Source organism: Streptomyces sp. NPDC126503, from assembly GCF_040302405.1.
Taxonomy (GTDB): Bacteria; Actinomycetota; Actinomycetes; order Streptomycetales; family Streptomycetaceae; genus Streptomyces; species Streptomyces gulbargensis.
On sequence record NZ_JBEORS010000002.1, the window covers coordinates 120485 to 132189 of the forward strand.

General features: G+C 72.5%; 13 protein-coding genes. 6 read left to right on the forward strand and 7 right to left on the reverse strand.

Annotation, left to right across the window (positions count from 1 at the left end):
* Positions 1-71 precede the first annotated feature (71 nt).
* A complete protein-coding gene (locus ABTY40_RS03340; RefSeq protein ID WP_352058223.1) occupies positions 72-413 on the forward strand; it encodes a rhodanese-like domain-containing protein in 342 nt (113 codons plus the stop codon).
* Between the two features lie 126 nt (positions 414-539).
* Here the strand turns inward: ABTY40_RS03340 and ABTY40_RS03345 are convergent, their stop codons facing one another.
* From ABTY40_RS03345 to paaA, 5 genes are read right to left on the reverse strand one after another with little or no spacing between them, the layout of a single operon-like run.
* Positions 540-1628, reverse strand: coding sequence for a 2Fe-2S iron-sulfur cluster-binding protein (locus tag ABTY40_RS03345; RefSeq protein WP_352057932.1), 1089 nt, complete (start codon positions 1626-1628; stop codon positions 540-542).
* Positions 1629-2126 (reverse strand): 1,2-phenylacetyl-CoA epoxidase subunit PaaD, encoded by a 498-nt coding sequence (gene paaD / locus ABTY40_RS03350; RefSeq protein ID WP_352057933.1) that lies wholly within the window; start codon positions 2124-2126, stop codon positions 1629-1631.
* A complete protein-coding gene (gene paaC, locus ABTY40_RS03355; RefSeq protein ID WP_352057934.1) occupies positions 2120-2854 on the reverse strand; it encodes a 1,2-phenylacetyl-CoA epoxidase subunit PaaC in 735 nt (244 codons plus the stop codon). Before paaC ends, paaD begins: the two co-directional genes overlap by 7 nt.
* On the reverse strand, positions 2851-3138 hold the full coding sequence (gene paaB, locus ABTY40_RS03360; RefSeq protein ID WP_041130120.1) for a 1,2-phenylacetyl-CoA epoxidase subunit PaaB: 288 nt from the start codon (positions 3136-3138) through the stop codon (positions 2851-2853). The genes paaC and paaB overlap by 4 nt, the downstream gene beginning before the upstream one ends.
* Positions 3135-4169, reverse strand: coding sequence for a 1,2-phenylacetyl-CoA epoxidase subunit PaaA (paaA, locus tag ABTY40_RS03365; protein ID WP_352057935.1), 1035 nt, complete (start codon positions 4167-4169; stop codon positions 3135-3137). The genes paaB and paaA overlap by 4 nt, the downstream gene beginning before the upstream one ends.
* Before the next feature lie 112 nt (positions 4170-4281).
* Here paaA and ABTY40_RS03370 point away from each other — a divergent pair, with 112 nt between their 5' ends.
* From ABTY40_RS03370 to ABTY40_RS03380, 3 genes are read left to right on the forward strand one after another with little or no spacing between them, the layout of a single operon-like run.
* Positions 4282-4974: a DUF5819 family protein gene (locus ABTY40_RS03370; protein ID WP_352057936.1), complete on the forward strand. Its 693-nt coding sequence runs from the start codon at positions 4282-4284 to the stop codon at positions 4972-4974.
* Complete coding sequence (locus ABTY40_RS03375; RefSeq protein ID WP_352057937.1) at positions 4971-6254, forward strand: HTTM domain-containing protein; 1284 nt, start codon at positions 4971-4973, stop codon at positions 6252-6254. The genes ABTY40_RS03370 and ABTY40_RS03375 overlap by 4 nt, the downstream gene beginning before the upstream one ends.
* On the forward strand, positions 6251-6934 hold the full coding sequence (locus tag ABTY40_RS03380; RefSeq protein ID WP_352057938.1) for a TrmH family RNA methyltransferase: 684 nt from the start codon (positions 6251-6253) through the stop codon (positions 6932-6934). The genes ABTY40_RS03375 and ABTY40_RS03380 overlap by 4 nt, the downstream gene beginning before the upstream one ends.
* 86 nt (positions 6935-7020) lie before the next feature.
* Here ABTY40_RS03380 and paaN read toward each other — a convergent pair whose 3' ends face one another.
* The gene (gene paaN, locus ABTY40_RS03385; RefSeq protein ID WP_352057939.1) at positions 7021-8718 is read right to left on the reverse strand and encodes a phenylacetic acid degradation protein PaaN; all 1698 of its coding nucleotides are present in this window, start codon (positions 8716-8718) and stop codon (positions 7021-7023) included.
* Between the two features lie 190 nt (positions 8719-8908).
* On the opposite strand from paaN, the gene ABTY40_RS03390 reads away from it, so the two are divergent.
* Positions 8909-10432 (forward strand): 3-hydroxyacyl-CoA dehydrogenase, encoded by a 1524-nt coding sequence (locus ABTY40_RS03390; protein WP_502990493.1) that lies wholly within the window; start codon positions 8909-8911, stop codon positions 10430-10432.
* Positions 10429-11022 carry a TetR/AcrR family transcriptional regulator gene (locus tag ABTY40_RS03395; RefSeq protein WP_309049382.1) on the forward strand — a complete coding sequence of 198 codons (594 nt, stop codon included), beginning with the start codon at positions 10429-10431 and terminating at the stop codon, positions 11020-11022. Before ABTY40_RS03390 ends, ABTY40_RS03395 begins: the two co-directional genes overlap by 4 nt.
* 73 nt (positions 11023-11095) lie before the next feature.
* On the opposite strand, the gene ABTY40_RS03400 is transcribed toward ABTY40_RS03395, so the two are convergent.
* Positions 11096-11674, reverse strand: a complete 579-nt coding sequence (locus ABTY40_RS03400; protein WP_345280283.1) for an Lrp/AsnC family transcriptional regulator — start codon at positions 11672-11674, stop codon at positions 11096-11098.
* Positions 11675-11705 lie beyond the last annotated feature (31 nt).

The following is an 11705-nucleotide window of genomic DNA, read 5'->3' on the forward strand; positions in this document are numbered from 1 at the left end:
GGGGGCCGAGCCGTACCGGCGGCCCGAGCAGCACGAGCAGGATGAGCAGGACGAGAGAGAAGGCCAGTCCCATGAACTTCACCCCGCTGCCCACCGTGGACGCGGCGTCCGTGCCCGACGACGGTCTGGTGCTGGATGTCCGCGAGGACGACGAGTGGGCGGCCGGCCGGGTCGAGGGCGCCCTGCACGTGCCGATGAGCAGCTTCGTGGACCGTTTCGGCGAGGTGACGGAGGTGCTGGCCGAACGCGGCCGTGCCTATGTGATGTGCCGGGTCGGCGGGCGGTCCGCGCAGGTCACCCAGTACCTGGTGCAGCAGGGCTTCGACGCGGTGAACGTCGACGGCGGCATGATCGCCTGGGAGAACGCCGGACGCCCGGTGGTCTCCGACGACGGCCCCGGGTTCGTCGCCTAGGGCAGGACCCCGAAACCTCGGCTTCCGCCCGTGCGGACGGCCCGCCGGTTCGCGCGTGCGCGCGTGACCGACGGGCCGTCGACTTCCTGGTCCCGCTCGGGTGAGGGGTGTGGGCGCCGTGCCGCGTCAGCGGTCGAAGTCCAGCTCCACCTCGGGGGTGGCGGGGTGGGACTGGCAGGCGAGGACGTAGCCGGCCTCGGTCTCCTCCGGTTCGAGGGCGAAGTTGCGGTCCATGCGGACCTCTCCGCCGACGACGAACGCGCGGCAGGTGCCGCACACCCCGCCCTTGCAGGCGTACGGGGCGTCGGCGCGGGCGCGTAGGACGGTTTCGAGCAGGCTGTCACCGCGCTCCACCGGCCAGGTGCCGGACCGGCCGTGCAGGGTGGCCGTCAGTGTCGCGTGCGTGGGGGCGTCGGCGGACGGGGCCGGTGCGGGGGCGGAGCCGTCGTCGACGTGGAAGATCTCCTGGTGGATCCGGGAACGGTCCACGCCGAGGCCGCGCAGGGTCTTCTCGGCGCCTTGGACGAGGCCGAAGGGGCCGCACAGGAACCAGCCGTCGATGTCGGTGACCGGGAGCAGCGAGGGCAGCAGGGTGGTGAGTCGTTCCTGGTCGAGCCGGCCGGAGGGGAGGCCCGCCTGCTGCTCCTCCCGGGAGAGGACCGTGACGAGTTGGAAGCGGTCGGGGTAGCGGTCCTTCAGGTCCGCGACCTCGTCCAGGAACATGGTCGAGGCGGCGGTGCGGTCGCTGCGGATCAGGCAGAAGCGGGCGCCCGGTTCGCGACCGAGCAGGGTGGCCGCCATCGACAGGACCGGGGTGACGCCGCTGCCGCCGACGACGGCGGCGAAGTGCCCGGGGCGTGGGTCGAGGACGAAGCGCCCGGTGGGTTCCATGACGTCGACCAGGTCGCCGACGGCCAGCTCCTTGAGGGCGTACGTGGAGAACGCGCCGCCGTCGACGTGGCGGATGCCGACGCGCAGGACGGGTGGTTCGCCGGGGGCGGCCGCGGGGGCACAGATCGAGTAGGTGCGGCGGACCTCCTCGCCGTGGCCGCCGGTGCGGCGCAGCGCGAGGTGTTGGCCGGGGCGGTGGCGGTAGGTGTCGTGGAGCTCGGGCGGGACGGCGAAGGTGACGGCCACGGAGTCGTCGGTCAGCCGCTCGACCTCGCTCACCCGGAGCGGCTGGAACCCGGCCCGTCCGGCGCCTGAGGACAGCATCTACAGCTCCTTGAAGTGGTCGAACGGTTCGCGGCAGGCGGTGCACCGGCGCAGGGCCTTGCACGCGGTGGAGGAGAAGCGGCTGAGGAGCTCGGTGTCCGTGGAGCCGCAGTGGGGGCAGCGGATCGCCAGGGTGAGCGGGACGGGGCCGCCGGCCGGGCCCTGGGGGCGGGGCGGGGCGATGCCGAACTCGCTGAGCTTGCGCCGTCCTTCCTCGCTGATGTCGTCGGTGGACCAGGCGGGGCTGAGGACGGTGACGACGGAGACGTCGGGGACGCCGTGGTCGTGGAGGGCCCGTTCGATGTCGGCGGACATGGCCTCGATGGCGGGGCAGCCGGTGTAGGTGGGGGTGAGGGAGACCTCGACCCGGCCGGGGCCGAGGACCTGCACGCCGCGCAGGACGCCGAGTTCCTCCAGGGTGAGGACGGGAAGCTCCGGGTCGGGGACGGCGCCGGCGACGCGGCTCAGTTCCTCCTCCAGGGCCGTCATGGTCACCATGTCGCCCCCGGGTGGCTGCGGTGGAGGTGCTGCATCTCGGCGAGCATCCGTCCGAAGGGCTCGGTGTGGATGCCCTGGCGGCCGGCTCCGGCGCTCCAGGCTCCTGTGCGGGGGCCCGAGGGGAGGGTGAGGGTGGCCTGGTCGAGGACGGAGGTGACCGACGCCAGCCAGGCGTCCTCCAGGGGGCCGGGGTCGATGTCGAGGCCTTCGACGGGCTGGAACAGTTCGCCGGTGTACCGCCAGAGGGTGTCGCAGGCGCGCTGCATCCGGTCGTGGCTCTCGGGGGTGCCGTCGCCGAGGCGGAGCGTCCAGTGCTCGGCGTGGTCCCGGTGGTAGTCGACCTCCTTCACGGCCTTCGCCGCGAGTCCGGCGAGCGGTCCGCCGCCGGTGGCGAGCTGCCCGTACAGGAGGTGTTGGTAGGTGGAGAAGTACAGCTGGCGGGCGATGGTGTGGGCGAAGTCGCCGTTGGGCTGCTCCACCAGCTGGACGTTGTGGAAGGAGCGTTCCTCGCGGAGGAAGGCCAGTTCGTCCTCGTCCCCGGCGAGGGAGAGCAGGACGCGGGCCTGACCGAGCAGGTCGAGGGCGATGTTGGCGAGGGCGACCTCCTCCTCCAGGACGGGGGCGCTTCCGGCCCACTCCCCCAGGCGCTGGGAGAGGATGAGTGCGTCGTCGCCGAGGGCGAGGGCCGCCGCCGCGAGGGCGGGGTCGGTGGTGGGCCGGCCGGTCACAGGTGCTTCACCCCCTCCGGGATCTCGTAGAAGGTCGGGTGGCGGTAGGGCTTGTCGGCCGCCGGCTCGAAGAAGGGGTCCTTCTCGTCGGGCGAGGAGGCGGTGATCGCGGCGGAGGGGACGACCCAGATCGACACGCCTTCGCTCCTGCGGGTGTACAGGTCGCGGGCGTTGCGCAGGGCCATCTCGGCATCGGGGGCGTGGAGACTGCCCGCGTGGGTGTGGGAGAGGCCGCGCCGGGAGCGGACGAACACCTCCCACAGCGGCCAACCGTCGGTCGTCATGCCTGTGCCTCCCCGTGCTGTCCGGTGTGCTTCTTCGCGTAGGCCGCGGCGGCTTCCCTGACCCAGGCGCCGTCCTCGTGGGCCTGGCGGCGCTTGGAGAGCCGCTGGTCGTTGCAGGGCCCGTTGCCCTTCAGTACGTCCCAGAACTCGGCCCAGTCGATGGGGCCGAAGTCGTAGTGCCCGCGCTCCTCGTTCCACCGGATGTCGGGGTCGGGGAGGGTGAGGCCGAGGGCCTCGGCCTGCGGGACGGCGATGTCGACGAAGCGCTGCCGCAGTTCGTCGTTGGAGTGGCGCTTGATCTTCCAGGCCATCGACTGGGCGGAGTGGGCCGACTCGTCGTCCGGGGGGCCGAACATCATCAGCGAGGGCCACCACCAGCGGTTCACGGCGTCCTGGGCCATGGCGTGCTGGGCCTCGGTGCCTCGCGAGAGGGCGAGGAGGGCCTCGTAGCCCTGGCGCTGGTGGAAGGACTCCTCCTTGCAGACGCGGATCATCGCGCGGGCGTAGGGCCCGTAGGAGCAGCGGCAGAGGGGGACCTGGTTGGTGATGGCGGCTCCGTCGACGAGCCAGCCGATGGCGCCGACGTCGGCCCAGGTCAGGGTGGGGTAGTTGAAGATCGAGGAGTACTTCTGGCGGCCGGAGTGGAGCTTGTCGAGGAGTTCGTCCCGGTGCACGCCGAGGGTTTCGGCGGCGCTGTACAGGTAGAGGCCGTGCCCCGCCTCGTCCTGGACCTTGGCCATGAGGATGGCCTTGCGGCGCAGTGAGGGCGCGCGGGTGATCCAGTTCGCCTCGGGCTGCATGCCGATGATCTCGGAGTGCGCGTGCTGCGCGATCTGGCGGATGAGCGTGGCCCGGTAGGCCTCCGGCATCCAGTCGCGCGGCTCGATGCGCTCGTCCGCCGCGACGGCGGCGTCGAACACCGCCTCGTACGCGGCCTGCTCGGCTTCCGAGGCGACGTACGACGCGCCGTGCGCGCCGGACCCGCCCGGCGTGCCCGCGGCCACTGTCGTCCCTGCCGTCCCTGCGGTCATCGGACCCCCTACCGACCGATCGTTCGGTTGAATGACTTCAATGGTGAGTCGGCGGCCCGTATGGTGTCAACCCTGTGGATAACTGGTGTGGGCCGATCGGGATCGGGGCTGGATGGACACACACGTCGACGAGGACCGGAACGCCGCAGGCATCCTGGCGCTGTCCCTGCCCTACCAGGTCGTCGCGGCCGTGGCGCTCGCCGTCGTCGGCGTCCTCGCCTGTGTGCACCTGACCATGGTGTTTCTGCACGTCGCACCGACGAACACGCTGACCGAACGGCACGGCCGGGCCGTCGACGACTGGATCTATCCCGAGTTCGAGCAGAACTGGAAGCTCTTCGCCCCGAACCCGCTCCAGCAGAACGTCTCCGTCGAGGTCCGGGCCGAGCTGGCCACCGAGGGCGGGGCGCGCACCACCACGGGCTGGATCGACCTCACCGCCCAGGACGCGCGGGCGATCCGCCACCATCCGTTCCCCAGCCACACCCAGCAGAACCAGCTCCGCCGGGCCGTGGACTTCTACCTCGGTTCGCACTCCGAAGAGGACACCCGCGAGGGGCCGCGCGGGCGGCTCTCCGAGGAGTACATGCGCCGCATCGCCGTGCTCCGCCTCGACCGCCTCGCCGCACAGGGTGACCGGCGGCTCGGCGGGGACCTGCGGCGCGTGCAGCTCCGGTCCGTCACCCGGCCCGTCCCGGCCCCCGCCTGGAGCACCGGGACGGCCGCGACGACACCGTCCTACCGCGACTTCCCCTGGTGGCCGGTGAGCCGGTCCGACCACGGGCCGGCGGAGGGCGTCCGATGACGGCGCCGCACGACCTCGCGAGGGCCACGGAAGCCGGGGAGGCCGGGGGGCGGGGCGGGAAGCCGGGCTTCGACCGGCGGCTCGCGCGCGCCGTGCAGACCGTCACCGCCCGGGCCCTCGGCCCGTACCAGACCGCGATCGTCCGGATCGGCTTCTCCCTGACCTGGCTGGCCTTCCTGCTGCGCGAGCTGCCCCACAGGCACGAGCTGTACGGGCCCGACGGGCCCTGGTCCTTCGAACTGGCCCGCCGGCTCGTCGCCGACAACCGCGCCTTCTCCGTGCTCCTGTGGACGGACGGACGGCTCTGGTTCGAGTTCGTCTACGGCGTCGCCGCCCTCTCCGCCGTCCTGCTGCTCCTCGGCTGGCGCACCCGCGCCGTCTCGGTCGTCTTCATGGCGGGGGTGCTCTCCCTCCTCAACCGCTCCGTCTTCGTCGGCGACGGCGGCGACAACGTCCTGCACCTCGCGTCGATCTACCTCGTCCTCACCCGCTGCGGGCAGGTCTGGTCCCTCGACGCACGGCGGGCCGCACGACGCGCGCGCGTGGCCGCCGCCGGAGCGCCCCCGCGCCGCGACCTCGCCGGGCCCCTCCTGTGGACCGTCCTCGGCGGGTTCCTGCTCGCCGCCACCTGGTTCCACGACGTCACCGGTGAATGGTGGGTGGTGGTGCTGCTGTGGGTGCTGTGGCTCGGGCACGGGCTGTGGTGGCTGGTGAGCCGGTACGGGACGGGCGAGGCGCGCGTCCTGCTCGACGTGCTCGCCAATCTGGCGCACAACGCCGCGCTGCTCGTGCTCATGGCAGAGGTCTGTCTGATCTACGCCACCGCCGGCTGGTACAAGGTGCAGGGATCGCGCTGGCAGGACGGCACCGCCCTCTACTACCCGCTCCACCTGGACTACTTCACCCCCTGGCCCGCTCTCTCCGAGCTGCTCGCCTCCGGCGGGGTGATGGTCATGCTGCTCACCTACGGCACCGTCGTCGTCCAGGTCGCCTTCCCCTTCACGCTCCTGCACCGCGGAGCCAAGAACGTCCTGCTGGTCGTGATGATGCTGGAGCACGCCGGCATCGCCGTGATCCTCGGGCTCCCCGTCTTCTCGCTCGCGATGATCTCCGCCGACGCCGTCTTCCTCCCGACCGCCTTCCTGGTCGCGGCGGGAGCGGGGGCGGCGCGGGGGCGGGACCGGCTGCTGGGGCGGATCCGCTCCCGGGGGGTGCCGGGGCAGCGCCGTACGGGTGAGGCGGCGGGGTCCGGGGCCGGTCCCCGTACCCTCGTCGGGTGAGCACCACCGAAGAACAGTCCGAGCCGATCGCGCAGGTCGACCCCGTCGAGCCCGCTCAGTACGACGAGGGGTTCGGTGCCGAGATCGGTGTCGGGCCGCATCCGCTGCCCTGGCCCGAGGACGAGCGGTACGACCCCGAGCTGTTGGCCGGCGGGGACCGGCGCAACGTCGTCGACCGCTACCGGTACTGGACGCGGGAGGCGATCGTCGCCGACCTGGACACCCGGCGGCACGACTTCCACGTCGCCGTGGAGAACTGGGGCCACGACTTCAACATCGGGTCGGTGGTCCGGACCGCCAACGCCTTCCTCGCGAAGGAGGTCCACATCGTGGGGCGGCGGCGCTGGAACCGGCGCGGGGCCATGGTCACCGACCGCTACCAGCACGTCCGGCACCACCCCGACACGGAGTCCCTGACCGCCTGGGCCGCGGCCGAGGACCTGCCCATCATCGGGATCGACAACCTGCCCGGGGCCGTGCCGCTGGAACGGACCGTGCTGCCGCGGCGGTGCGTGCTCCTGTTCGGGCAGGAAGGGCCGGGACTGACGGAGGAGGCGCGGGAGCGGGCGGCGATGGTCTGCTCGATCGCGCAGTTCGGGTCGACGCGGTCGATCAACGCGGGCGCGGCCGCGGCGATCGCCATGCACGCCTGGGTGCAGAGGTACGCGGAGATCGACTGACGGGTGTGGAGGCGGGGAGAGTGATTCCCCCCGCCCCTGTCCGGGCAGGTGACGGGACCGGTGGCCCTGCCCGCGGTCCCGGGGCCTTACGCCTGGCGGCGGACTTCCACCACCCGGAAGCGGTTGGCGACGAAGGCGCCGTCGCACAGGGCCGCGTTGGCGGCCGGGTTGCCACCGGAGCCGTGGAAGTCGGAGAACGCGGCCGTCTGGTTGACGTAGACGCCGCCCGTGAGGTTGAGGGAGAGCTGGGCGGACTCCTCCAGGCAGACCTCCTCGACGGCGCGCTCGACCTCGGGGGAGGTGGTGTAGGCGCCGACCGTCATGGCCCCCTTCTCGCGGACCGTGCGGCGCAGCAGGTCCAGGGCGTCGGTGGTGGAGTCGACGGAGACGGCGAAGGAGACCGGGCCGAAGCACTCGGAGAAGTAGGCGGCCTCGGCGTCGGGCTTGGAGCCGTCCAGCTTGACCATGACCGGGGTGCGGACGACGGCCTCGGGGAAGTCGGGGTTGGTGATCTCGCGGGAGGCGAGGGCCACCTCGCCGAGGTCGGCGGCGGCCTCCAGGCGGGCCTTGACGTCCGGGTTGACCAGGGCGCCGAGCAGGGCGTTCGCGCGGGCGTCGTCGCCGAGCAGGCCGCCGACCGCCGTGGCGAGGTCGGTGACGACCTCGTCGTACGACTTGGGGCCCTGGTCGGTGGTGATGCCGTCGCGGGGGATCAGCAGGTTCTGCGGGGTGGTGCACATCTGGCCGCTGTACAGGGACAGCGAGAACGCCAGGTTGGAGAGCATGCCCTTGTAGTCGTCGGTGGAGTCGATCACCACCGTGTTGACGCCGGCCTTCTCCGTGTACACCTGGGCCTGGCGGGCGTTCGCCTCAAGCCAGTCGCCGAAGGCGGTGGAGCCGGTGTAGTCGATGATCCGGATCTCGGGGCGGACCGCCAGGGTCTTGGCGATGCCCTCGCCCGGCCGCTCGGCGGCGAGCGCGACCAGGTTGGGGTCGAAGCCGGCCTCGGCGAGCACCTCGCGGGCGACCCGCACGGTGAGGGCGAGCGGCAGCACGGCGCGCGGGTGGGGCTTCACCAGGACGGGGTTGCCGGTGGCGAGCGAGGCGAACAGGCCCGGGTAGCCGTTCCAGGTGGGGAAGGTGTTGCAGCCGATGACCAGGGCGATGCCGCGGCCGACCGGCGTGAACTCCTTGCTCAGCTCCAGCGGGTCGCGCTTGCCCTGGGGCTTGGACCAGGCGGCGCGGCCGGCGGGCGTGCGGGTCTGCTCCTCGTACGCGTAGGCCACGGCCTCCAGACCACGGTCCTGGGCGTGCGGGCCGCCGGCCTGGAAGGCCATCATGAACGCCTGGCCGCTGGTGTGCATGACGGCGTGGGCGAACTCGTGGGTGCGGGCCGAGATCCGGCCGAGGATCTCCAGGCAGACGAGGGCGCGGGTCTCCGGACCGGCGTCGCGCCAGGCGCCCGTGCCGGCGCGCATCGCGGGCAGCAGGACGTCGAGGTCGGCGTGCGGGTACTCGACGCCGAGCGCCGGGCCGTAGGGCGAGACCTCGCCGCCGGTCCAGCCGTCGGTGCCGGGCTGGTCGAGCTCGAAGCGGCCGTTCAGCACGGCCTGGTGCGCGGCGAGGCCGGCCGCCGCGTCGAGGGAGCCGTCCTCCCCGTACGCCTTGGGGTGCTCCGGGTAGGGCGACCAGTAGGCGCGGGTGCGGATCGTGTCGAGTGCCCGATCGAGCGTGGACCGGTGCTTCTCGGCCAGACGGTCGGTGGTCAGCTGAGCGGTGGCCATGGATGGACCAACTCCTCATCGAGCTGGGCAGGGAGACGCGTACGGAGTTAGAGTAACCGAACGATCGGTCGGGACAAGGGGGTCCGTCGATCCTGTGGAAAACCCATCGGGGAGGATCACTCCTATGAGCGCCAACGTGACCGTCAGGGGGAGCGACGACGTGACCGCCCGTGAGTCCGCCGCCCTCGCCGTGGCCGCCCTCGCACCGGACCGGACCGTCGCCGTCGTCGGCACGGGCACCATGGGCCAGGGCATCGCCCAGGTCGCACTGGTCGCCGGTCACCCCGTGCGCCTCTACGACAGCGCTCCCGGCCGGGCCGCGGAGGCCGTCGCCGCCATCGGAGCCCGGCTCGACAGGCTCGTGGAGAAGGGCCGCCTCGACGCTGCCGCCCGGGACGCGGCCGCCGGACGGCTGCACGCCGCCGCCGATCCGGGGGACCTGGCCGACGCCGCGCTCGTCGTCGAGGCGATCGTCGAGCGCCTCCCCGTCAAACAGCAGCTCTTCGCCGACCTGGAGAAGGTCGTCGGTGACGAGACGATCCTCGCGACCAACACCTCCTCCCTCTCCGTCACGGCCATCGCGGGCGGCCTGCGGCTGCCCGGCCGCTTCGTCGGACTGCACTTCTTCAACCCGGCGCCGCTCCTGCCCCTCGTGGAGGTCGTCAGCGGCTTCGCCACCGACCCGGACGTCGCCACGCGCGCGTACGTCACGATGAGGGCCTGGGGGAAGACGCCCGTGCGCTGCGCGGACACCCCGGGGTTCATCGTCAACCGCGTCGCGCGGCCCTTCTACGCCGAAGCCCTGCGGGTGTACGAGGAGGGCGGGGTCGACCCGGCCACGATCGACGCGGCGCTGCGCGAATGCGGCGGGTTCCGGATGGGCCCGTTCGAGCTGACCGACCTCATCGGGCAGGACGTGAACGAGGCCGTCACCCGCTCGGTGTGGGAGGCCTTCCACCAGGACCCGAAGTTCACGCCCTCGCTCGCGCAGCGGCGGCTCGTCGAATCGGGACGTCTCGGCCGTAAGACGGGCCACGGCTGGTTCTCGTACGCGGAGGGCGCCCGGCGGCCCGAACCGCACACGGCGCCGCCGGCCGAGGCGCCCGCGCGGATCGTCGTCCACGGCGACCTGGGGCCCGCCGAACCGCTCGTCGGCCTCTTCGAGGAGGCCGGGATCGGCGTCCGGCGCACCGCGCGCGCCGGTGAGGGGCACGGATACATCGCGCTGCCGGGCGGCGGCGAGCTCCACCTCGCCGACGGCGAGGCCTCCTTCGAGTACCCCCCCGAGGACATCGTCCACTTCGACCTCGCGCTCGACTACGCGGCCGCGAGCCGGATCGTGCTGTCGAGCCGTGAGGACATCGCTCCGGAGATCCTCGCCGAGGCGGTCGGGCTCTTCCAGGCGCTCGGCAAGCGGGTCTCGGTCATCGGGGACGTGCCCGGCATGATCGTGGCCCGTACGGTCGCGATGCTGGCCGATCTCGCGGCCGACGCGGTCGACCGGGGCGTCGCCACCGCCGAGGACGTCGACACCGCGATGCGGCTGGGCGTCAACTACCCGGCCGGGCCGCTGGAGTGGGCGGCGAAGGCCGGGCACCGGCGGATGTCCGGACTGCTCCGCTCGCTGCACGAGCGCTACCCGACGGGACGGTACGCGCCGAGCCGTGCCCTCGTGCGGCGCGCCTACGCCGAGGACCGGGAGGACGCCTCGTGACCACGGCCAGACGCGACACCTACACCCCCGAGACACTGCTCTCGGTCGCCGTGCGGGTCTTCAACGAGCGCGGCTACGACGGCACCTCCATGGAGCACCTGTCCAAGGCCGCCGGGATCTCCAAGTCCTCGATCTACCACCACGTCGCGGGCAAGGAGGAGCTGCTGCGGCGGGCGGTCAGCCGGGCGCTCGACGGGCTGTTCGCCGTCCTGGACGAGCCGGACGCCGGACGCGGCCGGGCCGTGGACCGGATCGAGTACGTCACCCGCAGGACCGTCGAGGTGCTCATCGCCGAGCTTCCGTACGTGACGCTGCTGCTGCGGGTGCGGGGCAACACCTCCACCGAGCGGTGGGCGATGGAGCGGCGCCGCGAGTTCGACCACCGGGTGGCCGAGCTGCTGAAGGCGGCCGCCGCCGAGGGCGATCTGCGGGCCGACGTGGACAGCCGGCTCGCCACCCGGCTCCTCTTCGGCATGATCAATTCGCTGGTGGAGTGGTACCGGCCGCAGCAGGCCACCGCCGAGGAGCGGGACGAGCTCGCCGGGACCGTCGTACGGCTGGCCTTCGACGGGCTGCGGACGGCCCGCTGACCCTGGACCTGGGGCCACCGGGCTCCCCGGTGCCTGCGGGCTCCCTGTCGCCGGGAGCGGGGCCTGCCTTCCTTCAGAGGTGCGGGTCCGCGTTCAGGTCCGTCTCCTCGAAGACCAGCAGGGTGCGCGTGGACAGCACCTCGGGAATCGACTGGAGGCGGGTCAGCACCAGTTCCCGCAGCGTCCGGTTGTCCGGCGTGTGGACCAGCAGCAGGACGTCGAAATCCCCGCTGACCAGCGCGATGTGCGCGGCGCCGGGCAGTTTCCTGAGCTGTTCGCGCACCGTCCGCCAGGAATTCTGGACGATCTTGAGCGTGATGTAGGCGGAGGCGCCGTGGCCCGCCCGCTCGTGGTTGACCCGGGCGCTGAACCCGCGGATCACCCCGTCGTCGATGAGCCGGTTGATCCGCGCGTAGGCGTTGGCCCGCGAGACGTGCACCCGCTCGGCCACGGAGCGTACCGAGGCACGGCCGTCCGTCTGGAGCAACCGCAGGATGTCGCGGTCGATCGCGTCGAGCGGCCGCGCCGGGGCGGCGTACGCCGGCGTGCCCACCGGGGTGCTCAGGAGTTCACCCGGGGGTTCGGTCCCGGCCTCGTCCCGTTCGCCGCCCGGAACCGTGCTCCGGTCGACGGCCATTTGTTCATCCGCCATGTCCCCCCGCCTCTCTCCGCTGGACGACCTG